The organism is Streptomyces sp. P13-3-3, assembly GCF_050571355.1.
In the GTDB taxonomy this organism is placed as follows: Bacteria; Actinomycetota; Actinomycetes; order Streptomycetales; family Streptomycetaceae; genus Streptomyces; species Streptomyces althioticus.
This window is the reverse complement of sequence record NZ_CP192228.1, coordinates 933,666-955,783: the sequence shown is the minus strand read 5'-3', so window position 1 is coordinate 955,783 and position 22,118 is coordinate 933,666. Positions and strand designations below refer to the sequence as shown.

General features: G+C 69.5%; 27 protein-coding genes, 1 tRNA gene and 1 riboswitch. Of the genes, 10 read left to right on the top strand and 18 right to left on the bottom strand.

The genetic code is table 11. The features are described from left to right. Positions 1 to 3 precede the first annotated feature (3 nt). The 3 genes from ACQZOG_RS04380 to ACQZOG_RS04370 form a co-directional block, all read right to left on the bottom strand. A complete protein-coding gene (locus tag ACQZOG_RS04380) occupies positions 4 to 324 on the bottom strand; it encodes a DMT family transporter (RefSeq protein ID WP_019525098.1) in 321 nt (106 codons plus the stop codon). Between the two features lie 34 nt (positions 325 to 358). Beyond that, positions 359 to 419: riboswitch (guanidine-III (ykkC-III) riboswitch) on the bottom strand. A gap of 97 nt (positions 420 to 516) precedes the next feature. After that, positions 517 to 819 carry a GroES family chaperonin gene (locus ACQZOG_RS04375; protein ID WP_156698885.1) on the bottom strand — a complete coding sequence of 101 codons (303 nt, stop codon included), beginning with the start codon at positions 817 to 819 and terminating at the stop codon, positions 517 to 519. A 114-nt stretch (positions 820 to 933) separates the two neighbouring features. Beyond that, entirely contained in the window at positions 934 to 1,263 is a 330-nt protein-coding gene (locus ACQZOG_RS04370) for a DUF3618 domain-containing protein (protein WP_033277479.1), read from the bottom strand. 139 nt (positions 1,264 to 1,402) lie between these two features. On the opposite strand from ACQZOG_RS04370, the gene bcp reads away from it, so the two are divergent. From bcp to ACQZOG_RS04350, 4 genes are all read left to right on the top strand, one after another. Next, a complete protein-coding gene (gene bcp, locus ACQZOG_RS04365) occupies positions 1,403 to 1,870 on the top strand; it encodes a thioredoxin-dependent thiol peroxidase (protein WP_033277480.1) in 468 nt (155 codons plus the stop codon). Between the two features lie 138 nt (positions 1,871 to 2,008). Then, a complete protein-coding gene (locus ACQZOG_RS04360; RefSeq protein ID WP_193455334.1) occupies positions 2,009 to 2,659 on the top strand; it encodes an HNH endonuclease signature motif containing protein in 651 nt (216 codons plus the stop codon). Beyond that, positions 2,656 to 3,153, top strand: coding sequence for an HNH endonuclease signature motif containing protein (locus ACQZOG_RS04355; RefSeq protein ID WP_430741290.1), 498 nt, complete (start codon positions 2,656 to 2,658; stop codon positions 3,151 to 3,153). Before ACQZOG_RS04360 ends, ACQZOG_RS04355 begins: the two co-directional genes overlap by 4 nt. Positions 3,154 to 3,168: 15 nt before the next feature. After that, positions 3,169 to 3,243, top strand: a tRNA-Leu gene (locus ACQZOG_RS04350). A gap of 50 nt (positions 3,244 to 3,293) precedes the next feature. On the opposite strand, the gene rdgB is transcribed toward ACQZOG_RS04350, so the two are convergent. The 4 genes from rdgB to ACQZOG_RS04330 form a co-directional block, all read right to left on the bottom strand. After that, on the bottom strand, positions 3,294 to 3,896 hold the full coding sequence (gene rdgB / locus ACQZOG_RS04345; protein WP_033277483.1) for an RdgB/HAM1 family non-canonical purine NTP pyrophosphatase: 603 nt from the start codon (positions 3,894 to 3,896) through the stop codon (positions 3,294 to 3,296). Positions 3,897 to 3,933: 37 nt separating this feature from the next. Then, positions 3,934 to 4,332, bottom strand: coding sequence for a hypothetical protein (locus ACQZOG_RS04340; RefSeq protein WP_033277484.1), 399 nt, complete (start codon positions 4,330 to 4,332; stop codon positions 3,934 to 3,936). A 141-nt stretch (positions 4,333 to 4,473) separates the two neighbouring features. Next, positions 4,474 to 5,211, bottom strand: a complete 738-nt coding sequence (rph, locus tag ACQZOG_RS04335; protein ID WP_033277485.1) for a ribonuclease PH — start codon at positions 5,209 to 5,211, stop codon at positions 4,474 to 4,476. Positions 5,212 to 5,323: 112 nt separating this feature from the next. Beyond that, on the bottom strand, positions 5,324 to 5,557 hold the full coding sequence (locus ACQZOG_RS04330) for a glucose PTS transporter subunit EIIB (protein WP_033277486.1): 234 nt from the start codon (positions 5,555 to 5,557) through the stop codon (positions 5,324 to 5,326). Between the two features lie 184 nt (positions 5,558 to 5,741). On the opposite strand from ACQZOG_RS04330, the gene ACQZOG_RS04325 reads away from it, so the two are divergent. Both ACQZOG_RS04325 and ACQZOG_RS04320 read left to right on the top strand, forming a co-directional pair. After that, entirely contained in the window at positions 5,742 to 7,049 is a 1,308-nt protein-coding gene (locus ACQZOG_RS04325; protein ID WP_037639805.1) for a PTS transporter subunit EIIC, read from the top strand. Between the two features lie 210 nt (positions 7,050 to 7,259). After that, positions 7,260 to 8,510: a PTS transporter subunit EIIC gene (locus tag ACQZOG_RS04320; RefSeq protein ID WP_033277488.1), complete on the top strand. Its 1,251-nt coding sequence runs from the start codon at positions 7,260 to 7,262 to the stop codon at positions 8,508 to 8,510. A 78-nt stretch (positions 8,511 to 8,588) separates the two neighbouring features. On the opposite strand, the gene ACQZOG_RS04315 is transcribed toward ACQZOG_RS04320, so the two are convergent. Further along, positions 8,589 to 9,341, bottom strand: a complete 753-nt coding sequence (locus tag ACQZOG_RS04315; protein ID WP_033277489.1) for an MBL fold metallo-hydrolase — start codon at positions 9,339 to 9,341, stop codon at positions 8,589 to 8,591. Between the two features lie 202 nt (positions 9,342 to 9,543). Here ACQZOG_RS04315 and ACQZOG_RS04310 point away from each other — a divergent pair, with 202 nt between their 5' ends. After that, complete coding sequence (locus ACQZOG_RS04310; protein WP_106959408.1) at positions 9,544 to 9,681, top strand: hypothetical protein; 138 nt, start codon at positions 9,544 to 9,546, stop codon at positions 9,679 to 9,681. Next, positions 9,678 to 10,028, top strand: a complete 351-nt coding sequence (locus ACQZOG_RS04305) for a hypothetical protein (protein WP_051724656.1) — start codon at positions 9,678 to 9,680, stop codon at positions 10,026 to 10,028. Before ACQZOG_RS04310 ends, ACQZOG_RS04305 begins: the two co-directional genes overlap by 4 nt. 72 nt (positions 10,029 to 10,100) lie before the next feature. Here the strand turns inward: ACQZOG_RS04305 and ACQZOG_RS04300 are convergent, their stop codons facing one another. The 8 genes from ACQZOG_RS04300 to clpS form a co-directional block, all read right to left on the bottom strand. Beyond that, positions 10,101 to 11,051: a PLP-dependent cysteine synthase family protein gene (locus ACQZOG_RS04300; RefSeq protein WP_033277490.1), complete on the bottom strand. Its 951-nt coding sequence runs from the start codon at positions 11,049 to 11,051 to the stop codon at positions 10,101 to 10,103. A gap of 5 nt (positions 11,052 to 11,056) precedes the next feature. Continuing rightward, on the bottom strand, positions 11,057 to 11,335 hold the full coding sequence (locus ACQZOG_RS04295) for a MoaD/ThiS family protein (RefSeq protein WP_033277491.1): 279 nt from the start codon (positions 11,333 to 11,335) through the stop codon (positions 11,057 to 11,059). Positions 11,336 to 11,423: 88 nt separating this feature from the next. After that, complete coding sequence (locus ACQZOG_RS04290) at positions 11,424 to 11,519, bottom strand: putative leader peptide (protein WP_315968234.1); 96 nt, start codon at positions 11,517 to 11,519, stop codon at positions 11,424 to 11,426. Positions 11,520 to 11,598: 79 nt separating this feature from the next. Beyond that, positions 11,599 to 12,021 (bottom strand): Mov34/MPN/PAD-1 family protein, encoded by a 423-nt coding sequence (locus ACQZOG_RS04285; RefSeq protein ID WP_033277492.1) that lies wholly within the window; start codon positions 12,019 to 12,021, stop codon positions 11,599 to 11,601. A 133-nt stretch (positions 12,022 to 12,154) separates the two neighbouring features. Beyond that, entirely contained in the window at positions 12,155 to 13,573 is a 1,419-nt protein-coding gene (locus ACQZOG_RS04280) for an amino acid permease (RefSeq protein WP_430741289.1), read from the bottom strand. 419 nt (positions 13,574 to 13,992) lie between these two features. Then, positions 13,993 to 15,531 carry an alanine/glycine:cation symporter family protein gene (locus ACQZOG_RS04275; protein WP_193467968.1) on the bottom strand — a complete coding sequence of 513 codons (1,539 nt, stop codon included), beginning with the start codon at positions 15,529 to 15,531 and terminating at the stop codon, positions 13,993 to 13,995. A 357-nt stretch (positions 15,532 to 15,888) separates the two neighbouring features. After that, positions 15,889 to 16,494, bottom strand: coding sequence for a DUF2017 domain-containing protein (locus ACQZOG_RS04270; RefSeq protein ID WP_033277495.1), 606 nt, complete (start codon positions 16,492 to 16,494; stop codon positions 15,889 to 15,891). Positions 16,495 to 16,562: 68 nt separating this feature from the next. Then, positions 16,563 to 16,880 carry an ATP-dependent Clp protease adapter ClpS gene (gene clpS / locus ACQZOG_RS04265; RefSeq protein WP_024885384.1) on the bottom strand — a complete coding sequence of 106 codons (318 nt, stop codon included), beginning with the start codon at positions 16,878 to 16,880 and terminating at the stop codon, positions 16,563 to 16,565. Positions 16,881 to 16,979: 99 nt separating this feature from the next. On the opposite strand from clpS, the gene ACQZOG_RS04260 reads away from it, so the two are divergent. Together ACQZOG_RS04260 and ACQZOG_RS04255 are read left to right on the top strand one after the other, a co-directional pair. Beyond that, positions 16,980 to 18,326, top strand: coding sequence for a nicotinate phosphoribosyltransferase (locus ACQZOG_RS04260; protein ID WP_261675115.1), 1,347 nt, complete (start codon positions 16,980 to 16,982; stop codon positions 18,324 to 18,326). Positions 18,327 to 18,442: 116 nt separating this feature from the next. After that, positions 18,443 to 19,030: an isochorismatase family protein gene (locus ACQZOG_RS04255; protein WP_033277497.1), complete on the top strand. Its 588-nt coding sequence runs from the start codon at positions 18,443 to 18,445 to the stop codon at positions 19,028 to 19,030. Positions 19,031 to 19,036: 6 nt separating this feature from the next. On the opposite strand, the gene ACQZOG_RS04250 is transcribed toward ACQZOG_RS04255, so the two are convergent. Continuing rightward, positions 19,037 to 19,366 carry a hypothetical protein gene (locus tag ACQZOG_RS04250; protein ID WP_033277498.1) on the bottom strand — a complete coding sequence of 110 codons (330 nt, stop codon included), beginning with the start codon at positions 19,364 to 19,366 and terminating at the stop codon, positions 19,037 to 19,039. Positions 19,367 to 19,488: 122 nt separating this feature from the next. Beyond that, positions 19,489 to 21,840 carry an immune inhibitor A domain-containing protein gene (locus ACQZOG_RS04245; RefSeq protein ID WP_033277499.1) on the bottom strand — a complete coding sequence of 784 codons (2,352 nt, stop codon included), beginning with the start codon at positions 21,838 to 21,840 and terminating at the stop codon, positions 19,489 to 19,491. Positions 21,841 to 22,118 lie beyond the last annotated feature (278 nt).

Genomic DNA, 22,118 nt, shown 5'->3' with positions numbered 1-22,118 from the left:
CCGCTAGTGGCCCGAGGTCGCCTTCAGACCCACCACGGCCACCAGCAGCAGACAGATGAAGAAGATCCGGGCGGCGGTCACCGGCTCCCCCAGCACCACCATGCCCAGCACCGCCGCCCCGGCCGCACCGATCCCCACCCACACGCCGTACGCCGTCCCGATCGGCAGCGTCCGCGCCGCGTACGACAGCAGCAGCATGCTCGTCACGATGCCGGCGCCCGTCAGCACACTCGGCCACAGACGGGTGAAACCGTCCGTGTACTTCATGCCGACCGACCAGCCGACCTCCAGCAGACCGGCGACCACCAGCAGAACCCAGGCCATGACAGGCACCTCCGGGACACGACAGCGAAACGGGGGTGCGTCGTCTTTGCCTTCACCCCGGTACGGCGCGTCTCGTCGGGGCCCGCACGGTCACGCCACACAGGACGCCGTACGGGACCTCCCACGGTAACCGACCACACGAAAAGGGCCGGTGACGGCTGTCACCGGCCCCATCGGTCGACGGTTCAGGAACTACAGGTACAGGCCGGTCGAGTCCTCGGACCCCTCGAAACGGTCCGCGGCCACCGCGTGCAGATCGCGCTCCCGCATCAGCACGTACGCCGTCCCGCGCACCTCGACCTCCGCACGGTCCTCCGGGTCGAACAACACCCGGTCACCCGGCTCCACCGTCCGCACGTTCTGTCCCACCGCGACCACCTCGGCCCAGGCCAGCCGGCGGCCCACCGCCGCCGTCGCGGGAATCAGAATGCCGCCCCCCGAACGCCGCTCACCCTCACCGGTCTCCTGCCGCACGAGCACACGGTCGTGCAGCATCCGGATCGGCAGCTTGTCGTGCGGGGAACTGTCGTTTCTGTTGGCGCTCACAGCCTGAAACCTACCTGCCTCGACGACGGACGCACGCGGGAGGGGGACCCGTCCGCCGGCACCTCAGCGCCGCCGCCTGCGGCTGCCCAGGGCCAGCAGCCCCACGACACCCACCACCAGCAGCCCCACCGGGACCACCCGCTCCAGCCGCGGCGAGCCCGTCTCGTCCACGAACTGCGCCTTCACCTCACTCACCGCACGGTTCACGCCCACATAGGCGCGCCCCAGCGTGTGGTCCACGTTCGACACGACCCTGGCCTTCGCGTCACCCACGATCGTCTTCGGGTGCACCCGCACCCCGATCTCGTCCAGGGTCTCCGCCAGCACCGCACGGCGACGCGCGATGTCCGCCTCGATCTGCGCCGGGGTCCTGGTGTCCGCCGTGTCCGCCACCGTGTCGCCTCCACGATCCGCTGTGTTGCCTGTGCCGGACAGTCTGTCAGCTTCAGGCCGCGCCGCACTGTCAGGACCCCCGGTTACCCTCGATCCCGGCACCCGATCCACGCAGTGCACGTACGAGGAGACGAGACCGATGAGCGCACGCCTGACGCCCGGGGACGAGGCCCCCGCCTTCACCCTGCCCGACGCCGACGGCAACGAGGTGTCGCTGGCCGACCACAAGGGCCGCAAGGTCATCGTCTACTTCTACCCGGCGGCGCTGACGCCCGGCTGCACCAAGCAGGCGTGCGACTTCACCGACAACCTCGACCTGCTGGCCGGGGCCGGGTACGACGTGATCGGCATCTCCCCGGACGCCCCGGAGAAGCTCGCGAAGTTCCGCGAGAAGGAGAACCTGAAGGTCACCCTGCTCGCCGACCCGGACAAGAAGGTCCTGGACGCGTACGGCGCGTTCGGCGAGAAGAAGAACTACGGCAAGACCTACATGGGCGTCATCCGCTCCACGATCGTCGTCGACGAGGAGGGCAAGGTCGCACACGCCCTCTACAACGTCCGCGCGACGGGCCACGTGGCCAAGATCATCAAGGACTTGGGCATCTGACCCTGCGGCCCCTCGGGAACGGCCTGCACCGCCACACCGGTGCAGGCCGTTCCGCTTTCCGTACGTGACCGTCCGATATCCGGATCGTTGCTCCGTACGAGCCCACGAACACGTGGACGGAGATACGGAGGGGGTTCGATGGGGGTCGGTAAGTACACCCGGGAGCGGCTGGAGGAAGCAGCCAGGGAGTCCCGGACGCTGTCCGAAGCGTGTCGGAGACTCGGGGTGGAGCCGACGGGGTGGAAGCGTCGGTACGTCCACGAGCGCATGAAGAAGCTCGGGGTCGACGTCTCGCACTTCGAGCGTGAGGGGATCAAGTGGACACGGCAGATCCTCGAGCCGGTGGTCGCCCGGTCGTCCAGCGTCAATGACGTCCTCCGGCGCCTGGGACTGGACCCGGTCGGCGGACATCACACGCACATCTCCCGCCGCATCAAGGCGTACGGACTCGACACCTCGCACTTCACGCCTGTAGTCCGCACGGAACGGCAGCGGTACAACCAGCGCCGCCAAACGGCCGAGGAGATCCTCGTGGCGCAGGAACCGGCGCACGCCAGGCGGGTGCCGGGCAGCCGCCTCAAGCGGGCCATGCGTGAGATGGGCGTGGAGGAGCGGTGTGCCCTGTGCGGGGTCGAAGCGGTGTGGCGCGGCAAGCCGCTGTCGTTGGAGGTCGATCACATCGACGGGGACTGGCGGAACAACCGGATCGAGAACCTGCGCATTCTCTGCCCCAACTGTCACTCCACCACCGATACCTACCGTGGTCGAGCCAGGAAGCGCACAGCGTGAGCCGCCGCAGTACGCCGCGCCCCACGGCCGAGGAACTGCGTACGGCTGTCGCCGGGTCGACGTCCCTGGCGGGAGCCCTGCGCAAGCTCGGCCGGCCTGACAACGGTGGGCAAAGAGCGATGCTGCGCCTGTGGATCGCCGAACATCAGCTGCCGACCGCGCACTTCCTGGGGCAGGCGCATCAGCGGGGGAAACCCGGCCCGAACCCACGCAAGAGCGCCGATGACATCCTCGTCCGTCACAGCGGTCAGCAACGCACGAAGGCGCCGCTACTGCGTCGCGCACTCCGAGAGATCGGTGTGCCGGAGCGGTGTGCCATGTGCGGCACCGCTTCCCAGTGGCGCGGCATGCCGATGACCCTGGAGATCGATCACATCAACGGGGACTGGACCGACGACCGGCGCGAGAACCTGCGCCTGCTCTGTCCCAACTGCCACGCGATCACCGCCACGTGGTCCCGAGGAGGCCGACGGACCCGGGGCGACGCCCAGTAGAGTAAGCACCGCTGCGGGCCCGTACCCCAGCTGGCAAGAGGGCGCCGGTTTAGGTCCGGTGTGTCGTGGGTTCGAGTCCCACCGGGCCCACAGGGAGAAGAGGCTCGACACCGCGATGGTGTCGAGCCTCTTCCGTGTCGTCAGCCCAACAGCTCCCGCACCACCGGCACCAGCGCCCGGAACGCCTTCCCCCGGTGGCTGATCGCGTTCTTCTCTGCCGGGGTCAGCTCCGCGCACGTGCGGGTCTCTCCCTCCGGCTGGAGGATCGGGTCGTAGCCGAAGCCGTTCGTGCCGGCGGGGGTGTGGCGGAGGGTGCCGTTGAGGCGGCCCTCGACGACGCGTTCGGTGCCGTCGGGGAGGGCGAGGGCGGCGGCGCAGGCGAAGGACGCGCCGCGGTGTGCGGCGTCGATGTCCGAGAGCTGGGCGAGGAGGAGGTCGAGGTTGGCCTTGTCGTCGCCGTGGCGGCCGGCCCAGCGGGCGGAGAAGATGCCGGGGGCGCCGCCGAGGACGTCGACGCAGAGGCCGGAGTCGTCGGCGACGGCGGGCAGGCCGGTGGCCCGGGCGAGGGCGTGGGCCTTGAGGAGGGCGTTCTCGGCGAAGGTGACGCCGGTTTCCTTGACGTCGGGGACGTCGGGGTAGGCGTCGGCGCCGACGAGTTCGTGGGGCAGGCCCGCGTCGGCGAGGATCGAGCGGAGCTCGGTGATCTTTCCGGCGTTGCGGGTGGCGAGGATCAGGCGGGTCATGGGCCCAGTATCCCTGGGCCCATGACGGGGGCCGTCGTTACGGGGTGCAGACCTTGGTGAGTTCGCCGGCCGCGTCGGTGACGGGGCTGAGGTCGGGGGTGGTGTCGCCGTTGTCGACGGAGGTGCGGACGTTGGCGACGGCCTTCTCGAGGTCGTCGACGGCCTTGCCGACGTCGGCGTTGTCGGTCTCGTCGCGGAGGTTGCCGAGGTTGGTCTCGACGGAGTCGAGGGCTTCCTCGAGCTGGGTGACGTCGTTGGAGGCGTTCTCGACGGCCTGCTGCATGTCGGTGACGCTCTCGGCGACGGCGTCGGCGGTGCGGACGCAGTCGAGTGCCTTGTCGACGGCGGAGCAGCCGGTGGTGAGTCCGGTGGTGAGCGCGACGGCCGCCAGGGTGGCGGCGACGGCTGCGGTGCGGCGTCGGCGGCTCGCTGCCATGGAACGTTCCCTCCCTCGTCGGGCCGGTGGGGCCCGGTGTGTCGGCGGGGCGCGCGGGGGGTGCCCGCGCGCCCGTATCCCCTCAGACGCGGCGGCGGTCGGCGCGGTTGCTCGCGCCGACCACGGGTCTTGGGGTGCCTTTTACTTTGCGAGGAGGGTATCCAGTGCGGTGCGCTGGGCGGCGGCGAGTTCGGTGCATCCGGTGACGGCGAGGTCGAGGAGGGCGTTGAGTTCGTCGCGGGCGAAGGGTTCGGCCTCGGCGGTGCCCTGGACCTCGACGAAGCGGCCGTCGCCGGTGCAGACGACGTTCATGTCGGTGTCGGCGCGGACGTCCTCCTCGTAGCAGAGGTCGAGGAGGGGGACGCCGGCGACGATGCCGACGGAGACGGCGGCGACGGTGCCGGTGAGGGGCTTGCGGCCGGGCTTGACGAGTTTCTTGCCCTGGGCCCAGCCGATGGCGTCGGCGAGGGCGACGTAGGAGCCGGTGATGGCGGCGGTGCGGGTGCCGCCGTCGGCCTGGAGGACGTCGCAGTCGAGGACGACGGTGTTCTCGCCGAGGGCCTTGTAGTCGATGACGGCGCGCAGGGAGCGGCCGATGAGGCGGCTGATCTCGTGGGTGCGGCCGCCGATGCGGCCGCGGACGGATTCGCGGTCGCCGCGGGTGTTGGTGGCGCGGGGGAGCATGGCGTATTCGGCGGTGACCCAGCCCTCGCCGCTGCCCTTGCGCCAGCGGGGGACGCCTTCGGTGACGGAGGCGGTGCAGAGGACCTTGGTGTCGCCGAAGGAGACGAGGACGGAGCCTTCGGCGTGTTTGCTCCAGCCGCGTTCGATGGTGACGGGGCGGAGCTGTTCGGGGGTGCGGCCGTCGATGCGAGACATGGCGTCGAGCCTAGCCGTAGACGCGGTGGGGCCCTTCCCCGTGCTGGGGGAAGGGCCCGGGTGCGGTGGCGGCCGGTGGGGCCGCGGCGCGTGGGTCAGGTGGTGCGGTGGTTCACATCATGTCTTCGATCTCGGCGGCGACGGGGTCGGCGTCGGTGCCGATGACGACCTGGATGGCGCTGCCCATCTTGACGACGCCGTGGGCGCCGGCGGCCTTGAGGGCGGCGTCGTCGACCTTGGAGGGGTCGACGACCTCGGTGCGGAGGCGGGTGATGCAGCCCTCGACCTCTTCGATGTTGTCGATGCCGCCGAGCCCGGCAACGATCTTCTCAGCCTTGGTGGCCATGTTCGTTCTCCCTGATCCGAACCGCTTTGTCGCAGTAACCCACAGTTGGCCCATCTTTGCGAGCGGTCATGTCGTGGTCGCTCGATGATGGGCGTCACGACAGCGGAACCGTCCTGCCTCACTGGTCTACACCACCGGGGGGACTGCCGCCAAACCCTCAGGGCCGTCCATCGAAGGGGACTTGATGAGTACGGAGAGCCCCGCCGGTGCCGACGCCGGGGTGAGCCCGCTGCGGGAGCGCTGGAACCGGTTGTTCCAGGGTCTGCAGAAGATGGGGCGGAGTCTGCAGCTGCCGATCGCGGTGCTGCCGGCGGCGGGCATCCTGAACCGGCTGGGGCAGCCGGACGTGTTCGGGGACGACGGTCTGGGGTGGACGAACGTCTCGAAGGTGATGGCGGGGGCGGGCGGGGCGCTGCTGGACGGTTCGCTGGGGCTGCCGCTGCTGTTCTGTGTGGGTGTGGCCATCGGGATGGCGAAGAAGGCGGACGGGTCGACGGCGCTGGCGGCGGTGGCGGGGTTCCTCGTCTACTTCAATGTGCTGCGGCAGTTCCCGAAGGACTGTCCGGAGGGTTCTCAGGCGGTGCCGAACGTCGGCTGTCAGCTGTCGGACGGGACGGTGACGGCGTTCGACTTCCAGAATCCGGGGGTGTTCGGCGGCATCGTCATCGGTCTCATGGCGGCGTACTTCTGGCAGCGGTTCCACCGGACGAAGCTGGTGGACTGGCTGGGCTTCTTCAACGGGCGGCGCCTGGTGCCGATCATCATGGCGTTCGCGGCGATCGTGTTCGCGGCGGTGTGTCTGTGGATCTGGCCGCCGATCGGTGAGGCGCTGGAGAGTTTCAGCGACTGGATGACGGGTCTTGGCGCGTGGGGTGCGGGCGTGTTCGGGGTCGCGAACCGGGCGTTGCTGGTGATCGGGCTGCACCAGTTCCTGAACGTGCCCATCTGGTTCCAGTTCGGCACGTACACGACGCCGGACGGCCGGGTGGTGCACGGTGACATCAACATGTTCCTGGCGGGCGACCCGGATGCGGGGCAGTTCCTGTCGGGGTTCTTCCCGATCATGATGTTCGCGCTGCCGGCGGCGGCGTTGGCGATCACGCACTGTGCGCGGCCGAACCGGCGCAAGGAGATCGGCGGTCTGATGCTGTCGGTGGCGCTGACGTCGTTCGTCACGGGCATCACGGAGCCGCTCGAGTACTCGTTCCTGTTCATCGCGCCGGCGTTGTACGTGGTGCACGCGGTGCTGACGGGTGTGTCGATGGCGGTGACGTGGGGGCTGGGGGTGCACGACGGGTTCAGTTTCTCGGCGGGTCTGATCGACTACGTCATCAACTGGAACCTGGCGACGAAGCCGTGGCTGATCATCCCGATCGGCCTGGTGTTCGCGGCGGTGTACTACGTGGTGTTCCGGTTCGCGATCACGAAGTTCGATCTGAAGACTCCGGGGCGGGAGCCGGAGGAGGAGGTGGAGGACGCGGCGCGGCGGTGATCTCCTAGGCTGGAGGTGGCTGCCCAAGCCCTCGGAACCTTGAGTTCCGGGGGCTTTTCGGTGTGCCCCCGCGGGGGTGTCTGCGACGCTTCCACGGAGGCACGGTGCGTAGTCCCACCGTCGCGGATTCGCGGGTTCCTTACGTGGCCTTCATCGTGCTACAACAGGTCTACACCACTAGTGGTGTAGACCACCACCGATGGAGGAAGTATGAGCACCGCCACCGACTCGGCGGCCCCCGCAAAGAAGCGGGGATCCGGCCTCTTCCAGGGCCTGCAGAAGGTCGGCCGAAGCCTTCAGCTCCCGATCGCCGTCCTGCCGGCGGCGGGCATCCTGCTGCGCCTCGGCCAGCCGGACGTGTTCGGCGCGGACGGCCTGGGCTGGGACAAGGTCGCGGCCGTCTTCGCCACCGCGGGTGGCGCCATCTTCGACAACCTGCCGATGCTGTTCTGCATCGGCGTTGCCATCGGCTTCGCCAAGAAGGCCGACGGCTCGACCGCCCTCGCCGCGCTCGTCGGCTTCCTGGTCTACAGCAACGTGCTGAAGGCCTTCCCCGTCACCGAGGCGAAGGTCCAGGCGGGCGAGGACATAGCCGCGACGTACAACAACCCGGGCGTCCTCGGCGGCATCCTGATGGGTCTGCTGGCCGCGGTGCTGTGGCAGCGGTACCACCGCAAGAAGCTGGTCGACTGGCTCGGCTTCTTCAACGGCCGCCGCCTGGTCCCGATCATCATGGCCTTCGTCGGCACCCTCGTGGGCGTCTTCTTCGGCCTGGTCTGGGAGCCGATCGGCAACCTCATCTCCGACGCCGGCGAGTGGATCACCGGCCTGGGCGCCGCGGGCGCGGGTCTGTTCGGTCTGATCAACCGTGCGCTGATCCCCATCGGCATGCACCAGTTCGTGAACACCGTCTCCTGGTTCCAGATCGGTGACTTCACCAACGCGGCGGGCGAGGTCGTCCACGGCGACCTGAACCGTTTCTTCGCCGGTGACCCGGACGCCGGCCAGTTCATGTCGGGCTTCTTCCCGATCATGATGTTCGGCCTGCCGGCCGCCGCGCTCGCCATCGCGCACGCCGCCCGCCCCGAGCGCCGCAAGGCCGTGCTGGGCATGATGCTCTCGCTCGCGCTGACCTCGTTCGTGACCGGTGTGACCGAGCCGATCGAGTTCGCGTTCATGTTCATCGCCCCGGCGCTGTACGTGATCCACGCGGTGCTGACCGCGCTGTCCATGGCGATCACCTGGGCGCTCGGTGTGCACGCCGGCTTCACCTTCTCGGCGGGCTTCATCGACTACGCCCTGAACTGGAACCTGGCGACCAAGCCATGGCTGATCATCCCGATCGGCCTGGTGTTCGCGGTGATCTACTACGTGCTCTTCCGCTTCGCCATCACCAAATTCGACCTGCCCACCCCGGGACGTGAGCCCGAGGAGGAGCTGGAGGACACCACGAAGGCGTGAGCCTCCCCGTACGACGCGGAAGGCCCCGGAACCTGCTCGGTTCCGGGGCCTTCCGCGTGCGCCGGGCGTGCCGTGCGCTCAGATCTCGTACGTCGCCCCCGGCGCCGCCAGCCCCACCGGGCCGTCGTACACCGCGCGCGCGTCGGTGAGGTTGACCTGCGGGTCGGTCCACGGCGGGATGTGCGTGAGGATCAGCCGGCGGGCCCCGGCGCGGGCCGCGGACTCGCCCGCCTCACGGCCGTTGAGGTGCAGGTCCGGGATGCTCTCCTTGCCGTGCGTGAAGGCGGCCTCGCACAGGAAGAGGTCGGTGTCCCGGGCGAGGTCGTCCAGCAGCGGGGTCGCGCCCGTGTCGCCGGAGTAGGTCAGTGTCTTCCCGCCGTGCTCGATGCGGATGCCGTACGCCTCGACCGGGTGCGCGACGCGCTCGGTGTGCACGAGGAACGGGCCGATCTCGAAGGTGGACGGCTTGACCGTGTGGAAGTCGAAGACCTCGCTCATGGAGGAGGCCGAGGGCGTGTCGGCGTAGGCGGTCGTCAGCCGGTGCTCGGTGCCCTCGGGGCCGTAGACCGGCAGCGGGGCGCAGCGGCCGCCGTCGTGCCGGTAGTAACGGGCCACGAAGTAGGCGCACATGTCGATGCAGTGGTCGGCGTGCAGATGGCTGAGGAAGATCGCGTCGAGGTCGTAGAGACCGCAGTGGCGCTGCAGCTCGCCCAGGGCGCCGTTGCCCATGTCGAGGAGCAGCCGGAAGCCGTCGGCCTCGACGAGGTAGCTCGAGCAGGCCGATTCCGCGGACGGGAACGACCCCGAGCAGCCGACGACGGTGAGCTTCATGAAGCAGAAACCTCCGCTGGCGGGTGGGAGAAGACGGGGGTCGTGCGGTCCGTCGAGCGTAAGGCGCAAAACCTGCGGTCGCTCCTCCACCAGGCGCCGTTGTGGGCGAACTCACCTGTGCTGTCACCGGTTCGGCTGGAAGGGGCGCGTGCCGCGGCGGGAGGGGGCGCGCGCCCCCGTCCCGCGCCGGTACGGTCTGGTCATGAACACGGCCTGGTGGCTCGCACTCGCCGCGGTGGTCCTGCTCGCCCTGGTCACCGCCCTCGTCGACGGCTGGGGCAGAGGGGGCCGCCCGCGCAGACGGCACCGCCCGGAGCGGCGGGAAGGGGAGGCGGAGTGAAGAAGGAGGCGGAGGTCCTCGCCCAGTTCGACGGGCGGGGGCGCATCGAGATCGTCCTCCGCGGCTTCCGGGTGGCGCGCGCAGGCCGTATCCAGGCGATCGCGCAGGAGATGGGCTACGCCCTGCACTCCAGGGAGGGCCGCAGCAACGACGTGGTACGCCTGCACTTCATCCGCGACGACAACCCCCTGGCCCGCAGGCGCGCCGAGGAGACACAGGCCCGGATCGCCGCGGGCGGCCCCCTGCTGCTGCCGGGGGGCGTCCGCCCGCCTGGTCCGCCTCCGCCCCCTCAGCCGCCTCCGCCACTGCCTCCGCACCTTCGCGCGGACGGACGGCGCGGCCGGTGAACGGCGAAGCCACCCGTACGCACGCCCTTCCGGGCGGCGCGGGTGGCTTCGGTGCGAGCGGCAGCCGGGGCGTCACGCCCAGAGCTGTCCCTGCAGTGTCTCGATGGCTTCCTCCGTCGTCGCGGCCGTGTAGACGCCCGTCGACAGGTACTTCCAGCCGCCGTCGGCGACGACGAAGACCACGTCGGCGGACTCGCCGGCCTTCTGTGCCTTCTTCGCGACGCCGATCGCCGCGTGCAGGGCGGCGCCGGTGGAGACGCCCGCGAAGATGCCCTCCTGCTGGAGGAGTTCACGGGTGCGGGTGACCGCGTCGGCGGAGCCGACGGAGAAGCGGGTGGTGAGGACCGACGCGTCGTACAGCTCGGGGACGAAGCCCTCGTCGAGGTTGCGCAGGCCGTAGACCAGGTCGTCGTAGCGCGGCTCGGCGGCGACGATCTTCACGTCCGGCTTGTGCTCGCGCAGGTAGCGGCCGACGCCCATGAGGGTGCCGGTGGTGCCGAGGCCGGCGACGAAGTGGGTGACGGACGGCAGGTCCGCGAGGATCTCGGGGCCGGTGGTCGCGTAGTGGGCGCCCGCGTTGTCCGGGTTGCCGTACTGGTAGAGCATCACCCAGTCCGGGTGCTCGGCGGAGAGCTCCTTGGCGACGCGCACGGCGGTGTTGGAGCCGCCCGCGGCCGGGGAGGAGATGATCTCCGCGCCCCACATGCCGAGCAGGTCGCGCCGCTCCTGCGAGGTGTTCTCGGGCATCACGCACACCATGCGGTAGCCCTTGAGCTTCGCGGCCATGGCGAGGGAGATGCCGGTGTTGCCGCTGGTCGGCTCGAGGATCGTGCAGCCCGGGGTGAGGCGTCCGTCCTTCTCCGCCTGCTCGATCATGAACAGGGCGGGACGGTCCTTGATGGAACCGGTGGGGTTGCGGTCCTCCAGCTTGGCCCATACGCGGACGTCGGCGGACGGCGACAGCCGCGGCAGGCGCACCAGAGGGGTGTTGCCCACCGCGGCCAGCGGGGAGTCGTAACGCATGCGGATCAGGCCATGCCGCCGGCGACGGCCGGCAGGATCGTCACGTTGTCGCCGTCGCTCAGCTTGGTGTTGATGCCGTCGAGGAAGCGGACGTCCTCGTCGTTGAGGTAGACGTTGACGAACCGGCGGAGCTGGTCACCGTCCACGATGCGGGCCTGGATGCCCTCATGCCGGGTCTCGAGGTCGGCGAAGAGCTCGGCGATGGTGTCCCCGGTGCCCTCCACCGCCTTCTGACCGTCGGTGTACTGGCGGAGGATGGTGGGGATGCGGACCTCGATGGCCATGGCTGAGGGCTCCTGTCGGAAGGTGTCGTGGGTTCTTCGTGGGCGCACGGCGGCGCCGCGGCTCGTGGCCGCAGGCGGCTGCGGAACGTCAACAGATGGCGCTGTTCAGCCTGCACAGGTCGACGTGGAGCCGCGCCACGAGCAGCGTGCCCGGCGCGTTGTCGCCCACGTCGAAGAGAACCATGAACTCATCGTATCGATTCCCTGTCCGGGTTCCGGAGTGTGATCCCACATCCCGGACGTGGACCATCCGCGATGCGGGATCAGTACGCGTCGACGACGCGTACCTCCTCCTCCGTGACCTCGCCCTCCACGATCCGGAAGGACCGGAACTGGAAGTCGCCGGCGCCGTCGGTGTCGGCGGTGGAGACCAGCACGTAGTGGGCGCCGGGCTCGTTGGCGTAGGTGATGTCGGTGCGCGAGGGGTAGGCCTCGGTCGCGGTGTGCGAGTGGTAGATGACCACCGGCTCCTCGTCGCGGTCGTCCATCTCCCGGTACAGCTTCAGCAGGTCCTGGGAGTCGAACTCGTAGAAAGTGGGCGAGCGGGCCGCGTTCAGCATGGGGATGAAACGCTCGGGGCGGCCGGATCCCACCGGGCCCGCCACCACGCCGCACGCCTCGTCGGGGTGGTCCTCACGGGCGTGGGCGACGATCTGGTCGTGGAGGGCCTGGGTGATGGTCAGCATGGCCTCAGGATAAGCAGACGGGCCGTTCCGTACCGAGGGGTGGTACGGAACGGCCCGTATGCCGGACGCCTTGAGCGGATGGCGGCGGGGAACCCCACGAGCGCTCCCCGTGCGCCGGCGTCCCCGGGGGTGGTCAGCCGACCTTCTCGAACCGGTCCCCGTCGCGGTCCGCGATCGCCGGGTTGCCCTTCTTGAGCACGGTCCAGCCGATGCCCAGGGCGACGGCCCAGCCGGCCGCGACGTAGAGGCAGACACGGGCGTCCGCGTCCGCCGCGATCATGACGGTGACGCCGATCAGGAAGACCAGGGCGACCCAGCTGAACAGGGCGCCGCCGGGGGCGGGGAAGGACGAGGCGCGCAGCCGGCCGGCGTCGACCGCGCGGCGGTAGCGGATGTGACTGACGAGGATCATCATCCAGGTCCAGATGCCGGCCGCGGTGGCGACGGAGGTGACGTAGGTGAACGCCTTCTCCGGGACGACGTAGTTGAGGATCACACCGATGCCCATGAGGGCCACGGAGACGGTGATGCCGACGGCGGGCGTCTTGCGGGCGTTGAGCCGGGCGAAGGCCTTGGGCGCCTCGTTGTTGGCGGCGAGGCCGCGCAGCATCCGGCCGGTGGAGTACATGCCGGAGTTGCAGGACGACAGGGCCGCGGTGAGCACGACGAAGTTGACGATGCCCGCGGCGAGCGGGATGCCGATCTTGCCGAAGGCGTGCACGAAGGGGCTCTCGCCGGCGGAGAACTCGGTCCACTTGACGACGGAGAGGATCACCAGCAGGGCGCCGACGTAGAAGACGATGATGCGCCAGGGCAGGGTGTTGATGGCCTTGGGCAGGGTCTTCTCGGGGTTCTCGGACTCGCCCGCGGTGACGCCGACGAGCTCGACGGCGAGGTAGGCGAACATGACGCCCTGGAGGGTCATCAGGCTGGAGCCGATGCCGTTGGGGAAGAAGCCGTCGTGCGACCAGATGTTGGAGACGGCGGCGGTGTCGCCGGCGTCGGAGAAGCCGAGGGTGAGCACGCCGAGACCGATGACGATCATGCCGATGATGGCCGTGACCTTCACCATCGAGAACCAGAACTCGACCTCGCCGAAGATCTTGACGGAGATCAGGTTCACGCCGAACAGCACGACGAGGAAGACCAGGGCGCTGACCCACTGGGGGATCTCGGGGAACCAGAAGTGGATGTAGATGGCGGCGGCCGTCAGCTCGGCCATGCCGGTGACCACCCACATCAGCCAGTACGTCCAGCCGGTGACGAACCCGAAGAACGGGCCGAGGAACTCGCGGGCGTACTCGGCGAAGGAGCCGGAGACGGGCCGGTAGAGGAGCAGTTCGCCCAGGGCCCGCATGATGAAGAAGATGACCACGCCCGCGAGGGCGTACATGAGGATGATGCTGGGGCCGGCCTTGGCGATGTTCGCGCCGGCGCCCATGAACAGGCCGACGCCGATCGCGCCGCCGATGGCGATCATCTGGACCTGGCGGCTGCCGAGTCCGCGCTCGTAGCCCTCTTCGGGGGCTTCGGTGACCTTCGCAGAGGTCATGTGTCGTGCGCCTTTCTCCATGCCGACCCGGGCCGACTGTCGGCCGCGGATCGGGTCTCGATCCCCCCGGACTGATGGAGCTGGGCGGGCGCGCGGGCCCGCCCGTGCCTGGCCGGCGGTGACCGGCTCGGTGGCGCACCCGGCCGAACGTTCGGGTGGCGTTCGCCGGGCGGTCGTGAAGGTCTATCACGGCGGACGGGATGGTCACCTGCCCCACCTGTGACGTGGCGCACAGGAAAACAGGGACAAACACGGCCCAGGGACGGAAAGGCGGTGGCTCGTTTGACGGAACCGTTATGTGGATTTGAGACACCGTTGAGCGAACGCCTGTGCACAAGTTGCAGGTCAAACGAAAAACGGAAAGGGCCCGTCCGCACCGGCGCGCGGTGCGGACGGGCCTTCGGGGCCGGAAGGGACGCTCAGGGCGCCTTGGCCGTCTCCGGCTCCGCGGAGCCGGCGTCCGGCGCGCCCGCGCCCGAGCGGCGGTCACGGACGTGGGTCAGGAACTTGTCCAGCTCACGCTTGACGACCGGGGCCAGCAGGTAGAGGCCGATGATGTTGAAGACCGACAGCAGGAACAGCGCCGAGTCGGCCAGGCTGATCAGCGAGTCGAGCGAGAGCAGCGAACCCGCGACCACGAAGACGCTCCACACCGCCTTGAAGACGGTCTCGCTCACCTTGCTGCGGCCGAAGAGGTACGTCCACGCCTTCAGGCCGTAGTAGCCCCAGGTGAGGATCGTGGAGAAGGCGAACAGCAGCACCGCGACGGTCAGCAGGTTCGGGAACCAGGGCAGCACGGTCTCGAAGGCGTCGGAGGTGATGGTGACACCGCCGATCTCGTTGCCCTCGCGGGCCGCGTCCCAGCTGGCGGGGGCCGCGATGACGATGGTCAGCGCGGTCATGGTGCAGACGACGACCGTGTCGATGAACGGCTCCAGCAGGGCGACCAGGCCCTCGCTCGCGGGGTGCTTGGTCTTCACCGCGGAGTGGGCGATGGGCGCGGAGCCCAGACCGGCCTCGTTGGAGAAGGCGGCGCGCTGGAAGCCGACGATCAGGGCGCCGATGACACCGCCCGCGACTCCCTCGGCCTCGAAGGCGCCCTGGAAGATGTTGCCGATGGCGTCGGGCACGGCGGTGACGTTGACCAGGATGACGACCAGACACGCCAGGACGTACATGATCGCCATGGCCGGGACCAGACGGCTGGTGACCGAGGCGATGGAGCGGATGCCGCCGAGCAGCACCAGACCCACGAGGGCCGCGACCACGAGACCGAACAGCACGGCGCCCGCGGAGGACGCCAGGAAGCCGTCCTCGCCGCCGAAGGTGGAGGAGATCTGCGCGTAGCTCTGGTTGGTCTGGAAGAGGTTGCCGCCGAACAGACCGAAGAACAGGATCATCACGGAGGCGAGGACCGCGAGCACCTTGCCGAGCTGGGCGCCGCCGCGGCCGAAGCGCTCGGCGAGACCCTTGGGCAGGTAGTGCATCGGACCGCCGGAGACGGTGCCGTCGGGGTGTTCCTCGCGGTACTTCACACCGAGGGTGACCTCGACGAACTTGGTGGCCATGCCGAGCAGGCCGCAGAGGATCATCCAGAAGGTGGCGCCGGGGCCGCCGATGGAGACGGCGACGGCCACACCGGCGATGTTGCCGAGGCCGACGGTGCCGGAGACGGCGGCGGTGAGTGCCTGGAAGTGGCTGACCTCGCCGGGGGAGTCCTTCTCGTCGTAGCGCCCGCGGACGACGTCGAAGGCGAGCTTGAGCTTGCGGGCCTGGATGAGCCCGAACCAGGCGGTGAAGACCAGACCGGCGATCACCAGCCAGGCGACGATCAGCGGGAGGTCGGCACCGGCGACCGGGACGGTGTAGAAGACGATGTCGCCGATCGTGGTGGCGACCGGGTCGAAGAAATCGCTGACGGCGTCGTCGATGGTCGTGGTGATGGAGTCGAGTGACATCGAACTTCCTCAGGTGGGGCGGGGACGTTCCGGCAGGTGAGGAGTCGGGGACGTTCGGGCGTGGCCCGCGTCCCGGTCCGGCGACGGCGGTAGGGGGACGCCCCCGGGAAGGGGGCCGCGTCCGTGTCGGGCAGGCGTGCACACCGGCGAGGACCGGCTCGTCGCTCGCATCCGCGTCGGCGGCGCAAGCGGGTTGCGAATTCTTACCACGCGCTTACCGACCCCCGCGTGACCCAGGTCACACAAAATCGCCCCTGCGGCATGAATGCGCAGGGGCGGTGACACGATCGTTATTCGGACTTGAGGTTCTTCTGAGCGAACACTTCGCGGTATTTTCCGGACAGGTCCGGACGTTTCCTACGCCGTCAGCGTCGAGACGAGCGTCTCCTGAAGACCACCCAGCCAGAGGTACGCCATCACCATCGGCTTGCGCGGGTCCTCGTCCGGGAGGTGGAACAGGACGTCGCTGTCGTCCTCGTCGGTGATCTCCAGCCGGGCGCCGATCGCCAGCCGCAGGTCGTTCAGCGCGCCGAGCCAGCGCACGGACTCCTCCGGCGTCAGCTCGAGCACCGCCTCGCCCTCGCCGGCCCCGGCCCTCAGCCCGTCCAGGGAGCGGATCACCGCCAGCGCGTTCTCCCGCTTGCCGGCCCGCAGGTCGTTCTCCGTGTAGCGGCGGAACTCGGCGGAGTACACCCGCTGCTCCTCGGCCTTGTCGGGCTGCTCGGTCCCCTCCGGGTCGACGTAGGCGTCGGGGAAGAGGCGGCGCAGCACCGGGTCGGAGGGCGGCTCGCTGGGGCCCTCGGCGAAGAGCTCCGCGAGCGGGTCGCCGCCGGACTCCTCGGCCGGGCCGGGGCCGATGATCTCCATCAGCTGCACGGCGAGCGAGCGGATGATGGAGATCTCGACGTCGTCGAGGGCGACGGCCGCGCCGCCGCCGGGGAGCGGTTCGAAGTGTCCTGGCATGGAGGCGATTCGCTACTTCCGGTCCTGCGGGAGGGCGCGGGCCACGTCCCGGGCGGTCATGTCCGGCTTCACTTCCGGTCGTGCTGGAGGGTCGCCCACAGGCCGTAGCCGTGCATGGCCTGGACGTCGCGCTCCATCTCCTCGCGGGTGCCGCTGGAGACGACGGCCCGGCCCTTGTGGTGCACGTCGAGCATGAGCTTGGTGGCCTTGTCCTTGGAGTAGCCGAAGTACGACTGGAAGACGTACGTCACGTAGCTCATGAGGTTGACCGGGTCGTTGTGGACGATCGTGACCCACGGGACGTCGGGCTCGGGTACGGCGAAGACCTCCTCCGCCGACTCGGTGCGTTCGATCTCCAGGGGTGCGGGTGACGTCACACTGCCCATGCTGCCACCGGAGGGGGGTGGTCGCACAAACCGGCCCGCTCACGACCGCCCCGCACAGCCAAATCGTCAGAGTGACGAAATGGGGGTACCATCCTCGCCATGGACACAGCGGACCTTGGGTTGCCGGTGAATGTTCCGTCGACGGCACTCTTCACCGACCAGTACGAACTGACGATGCTGCAGGCGGCGCTGAAGGCCGGCACGGCCGAGCGGCACAGCGTGTTCGAGGTCTTCACCCGGCGGCTGCCGCACGGCCGCCGCTACGGCGTCGTGGCGGGCACCGGACGGGTGCTGGACGCGGTGGAGAACTACCGCTTCGACGCGAACATGCTGCGCTTCCTGCGCGGGAAGGCCGTCGTCGACGAGGAGACCCTGGACTGGCTGGCCGGCTACCGCTTCTCCGGCGACATCTGGGGCTACCCGGAGGGCGAGGTCTACTTCCCCGGCTCTCCGGTCATGCGGGTGGAGGGCAGCTTCGCCGAGTGCGTGCTGCTGGAGACGGTGATCCTGTCGATCCTCAACCACGACTCGGCCATCGCCGCCGCGGCCTCCCGGATGTCGTCCGCCGCCGGCGACCGGCCGCTGATCGAGATGGGCGCCCGGCGCACCCACGAGCTGGCCGCCGTCGCCGCCTCCCGCGCCGCCTACATCGGCGGCTTCTCCTCCACCTCCGACCTGGCGGCCGGCTTCCGCTACAACATCCCCACCGTCGGCACCTCCGCCCACGCCTTCACCCTGCTGCACGACACCGAGCGGGACGCCTTCCGCGCCCAGGTGGACTCCCTCGGCGCGGGCACCACGCTCCTGGTGGACACCTACGACGTGACCGAGGCGGTCCGCGCGGCCGTGGAGGTCGCCGGACCGGGGCTGGGCGCGGTGCGCATCGACTCCGGCGACCTGCTGCTGGTGGCCCACCGGGTGCGCCAGCAGCTCGACGAGCTGGGCGCCCGCGACACGAAGATCGTCGTGACCTCGGACCTGGACGAGTACGCCATCGCCTCGCTGGCCGCGGCGCCGGTGGACGCGTACGGGGTGGGCACGCAGCTGGTGACCGGCTCGGGGCACCCGACCTGCTCGATGGTCTACAAGCTGGTCGCGCGCGCCGAGTCCGCGGAACCGCGGGCGCCGCTGGTGCCGGTGGCGAAGAGGTCCACCGGCGGCAAGACGTCGATCGGCGGCCGCAAGTGGGCCGCGCGGCGGAGGGACGCGGACGGCGTCGCCGAGGCCGAGGTGATCGGCACCGGTGAGGTCCCGCCCGAGCTGGCCGACCGGCAGCTGCTGGTGCCGCTGGTGCGGGGCGGCGAGGTGGTCGCCCGCGAGCCGCTGGACGTGGTCCGCGACCGGCACGCCGCCGTCCGCGCCGGTCTCCCGCTGTCCGCGACGCAGCTCTCGCGCGGGGAACCCGTCCTCCCGACGGAGTACGTGCACCTGCCGTCGGGTAGCTAAAGGCAAGCCACGGCGCGAGTCCCCCGTCCGCGTCGCTCCGTCCCCGGGGCCCGAGGTACGCCCGCCCGGCCCCGCCGCATCCATCCGTCCGCCCAGAGAGCCGAAGGACACCGACCATGCGCCGCGCACTGATCGTCGTAGACGTGCAGAACGACTTCTGCGAGGGGGGCAGCCTCGCCGTCGCCGGCGGCGCCGACGTGGCCGCCGCCGTGACCGAGCTGATCGGCCAGGCCCCGGCCGGGTACCGGCACGTGGTCGCCACCCGGGACCACCACGTCGACCCCGGCGAGCACTTCTCCGACCACCCGGACTTCAGGCGCTCCTGGCCCGCCCACTGCGTCGCCGGCACCGAGGGCGTCGGCTTCCACCCGAACTTCGCGCCCGCCGTGACCTCCGGGTCGGTCGACGCCGTCTTCGACAAGGGGGCGTACGCGGCGGCCTACAGCGGTTTCGAGGGCGCCGACGAGAACGGCACGCAGCTCGCCGAGTGGCTGCGGGAGCGGGAGGTCGACGAGGTGGACGTCGTCGGCATCGCCACCGACCACTGCGTACGGGCCACCGCGCTGGACGCGGTCCGTGAGGGCTTCCGCACCCAGGTGCTGCTCGACCTCACCGCGGGCGTGTCCCGGGAGACCACCGAGCGGGCGCTCGAGGAGATGCGGGAGGCCGGCGTGGAGCTGTCGGGCAAGCCGGTCGTGCGGTGAGCCGGGTCAGGCGGAGGCGGCCGGGCGTTTGATCAGCGCCCGGATCGGGTGCCACAGCTCCAACGACAGCACTCCCCCGGCGGGCGCCGTGCGCCATATCAGGCCGTCGGGATGGTGCAGGACCGCCGTGATCTCGTCGGGCGTGGGCGGCGCGGTGTTCCCGCGCAGGTAGACGGCGCGCAGGCCCAGGTTGCGCAGCCTGGTCAGGGCGCGCGCCCGGTTCTGCGCGTGGACCAGCACCCGTACCCCGGCCGGTGCGTCGGCGGCGGGGCTGGGCAGGTTCAGCGCCACCACCACCGTGCCGTTCGGCAGCTTGCAGAAGCCTCCTGCGGCCATGCGGTCATACCCCCGTGTCAGCAGGTGTCAATAAGAGAGTCACAGGAGGCACCTAAACACGGATCGGCGGTGACCCGCCAGGGGGTCACCGCCGATCATGTTCTGACCTGCTAGGACGCTATTCAGCGACCCGCAGGGCCCACCTCGAGCTCGATCGTGGAGCCGTCCTTGGCTTCCTTGGTGATCTTGATCTTGGTGTTGGTGTCAGTGACCTGGACGCTGCCGGTCGGGTTCGCCGGGTCCCAGTAGGTGTTGGTGCGGTCGTTGAAGACCGACACACCCTTCGAGCCCTTGATGTGCTTCGCGACGTCCGCCTTGTGCAGGGTGATCGCGTCGGTGCGGAACGTGCTGAACGTGGCGTCGTAGGTCTGGACGCGGTTGCGCATCAGGGTGCCGTCGGACCACTTCAGCGCGGTCGGGTGCGAGTCGATCGGGAGGATCAGACCCTTGCCCGGGTGCACGCTGGTGTTGTTGTCCAGCTGGGAGGTGTCCCACTTCCAGATCAGCAGGCCGTTCTGGTACGCGTAGTGCTCGACCCAGTCCGGACGGTCGGTGAAGCCGAAGTTGTACGGGCCGACCTTCAGCGTCTCGTCGTACGACACGTACTGCCGGTTCTCGGCGATGTAGTACTGCTCGTAGTCCTTGGTGAAGGACGCGCCGATGCGGGAGAAGCCCTTCGCCGTCCAGGCCTCGTCGGCCGTCTCGGCGTTGTCCGTGAAGAGCGCGGTGCCGTCCGCCGTCACCGTGATCGAGTCGGCCGCGAAGCCCTTCAGGGCGACGCCGCCGTCGGTCTGGTAGCGGAAGCGCAGGTCGATCTTCTGGCCCGCGTAGGCGTCCAGCGGGTACACGAGCTTCTTGAAGCCGTCGACCGTGCCGTGCAGGGCCGGCTTGTCGCTGCCGTCCCGCGGGATCGGCTGGCCGTCCACCGTGCCGTCCAGGGCGGTCCAGTTGGCGCCGCCGTCGGTGGACACCTCGGTGTAGAGGAAGTCGTAGTCGGACTCGATCTCGTACCAGCCGTCCAGGGACAGCTCGGCCGACGAGGTGCCGGTCAGGTCGACGCTGCGGGTGAGCGTGTTCCGCAGGTCGTCACCGCTGCCGCTCCACCACTGGGTCTCGCCCTCGGCCGGCTCCACGATCTCCGTGGTGACGGCCTTCTTCGGGAGCTGGACGACCAGGGCCTGCTTGTGCTTGGTGTTGTACTCGGCGAGGCCCAGCTTGTGCCAGGAGTTGACCCCGGCCTTGGCGACGTCGTAGTTCAGCCAGCCCAGCTGCAGCTTGTCCCAGGCGGTCATGTCGCCGGGGAGGTCGCCGATCTCCTTCTTGCCCGTGCCGAGCCAGGAGCCGGACGACATCAGCGTCCAGAAGCCGGTGCCGTTCTCGCCGCCCTGGGTGTCGTAGAGGTCCGGCAGACCGAGGTCGTGGCCGTACTCGTGGGCGAAGACGCCGAGTCCGCCGTTCTCCGGCTGGATGGTGTAGTCGCCGACCCAGATGCCGGTGTTGCCGATCTGCGTGCCGCCGAGCTTGTTCTCCTCGGGGCCGGTGGCGCCGGCGTCGGTGCCGAAGGCGTACCAGCGGTGCGCCCAGATCGCGTCCTCGCCCTGGGCGCCGCCGCCGGCGGACTCGTCCTCACCGGCGTGCACGATCTGGAAGTGGTCGATGTAACCGTCGGGCTCGTTGAAGTCGCCGTCGCCGTCGAAGTCGTAGCGGTCCCACTGGTCGTACTGGGAGAGCTGAGCCTTGATCTGGGCGTCGGTCCGGCCGGCGGCCTTCTGCTGCTCGGCCCAGGCGGTGACGCCGTCCTGCACCGCGTACCAGGCGCAGTTGTCGGGCACGCACTTGTTGGAGCCGTAACGGGCCTCGTTGTAGGGCACCTTGACCCAGTCGGAGACCTCGCCGTCGACCGAGTAGCGGCCCGAGGACTGCTTCTCGTAGTAGGTCTTGACCGAGTCGACGCCCTTGCCGGAACCGAAGTACAGGTCCTGGAAGTGCTGCTGGTCGTAGTCCTCCTGCCAGGCCGTCGAGTTGTCGACCTTGCGGTCCGGCTTGGCGATCTGGTTGTGCAGGGGGCCCGGGGTGCCGCCGTAGCGGCTGTCGATCTTGTCGCCGAACTCCACCAGGATGGTGAAGATCTTGTCGGTCTTCTCCCGGCCGAGCTCGACGTACTTGCTGTCGCCCTTCTTGCCCTTCAGCTGGACGACCTTCGAACCGCCACGGTTCTTGACCGACGTCTTGCCGGAGAGCACCTGGTTGAGTGCCTCCTCGCGCTGGGCCGCCTGCGTCTTGGAGAGCGGGCCCTCGAGGTCGTGGTCGACGTGGTTGTTCGACGCCGGGTCGTGCCGGTCCACGGCGCTGGGGCGGTCGGCCCGGTCGGCCGAGTCCGCCTGCGCCACGGTGAACGCAGAGCAGGTGGCGGTGGCCGCCGCAAGGGCCACGCCTATCGCGGCCGCTCTGAACGTCCAGGGTCTACTGGTCACTTGAGATCCCCTCCCGCGTTCCTGCGCGCGGCCGAAGGAGGTTCCGTCTATGGAAGGTCCCGCGCGCACGTGATCAACGCGTGTAGTCAAGTGACGTCATTTGACTAGAGGTTCGCCAGAAAAAACAGACCTTGACTTGAACAGATCAAAAGCGTTATGCGGATCGCCGGTTCGCATTGCGGACAGTTCCGCGCGAAACCCCGCCGGGCGCGTCCGACGGCCCCTGTGTGGGGCGCCATGAATCCGTGCGCCCCCTGTGCACCGGCCCTGTAGGTCAG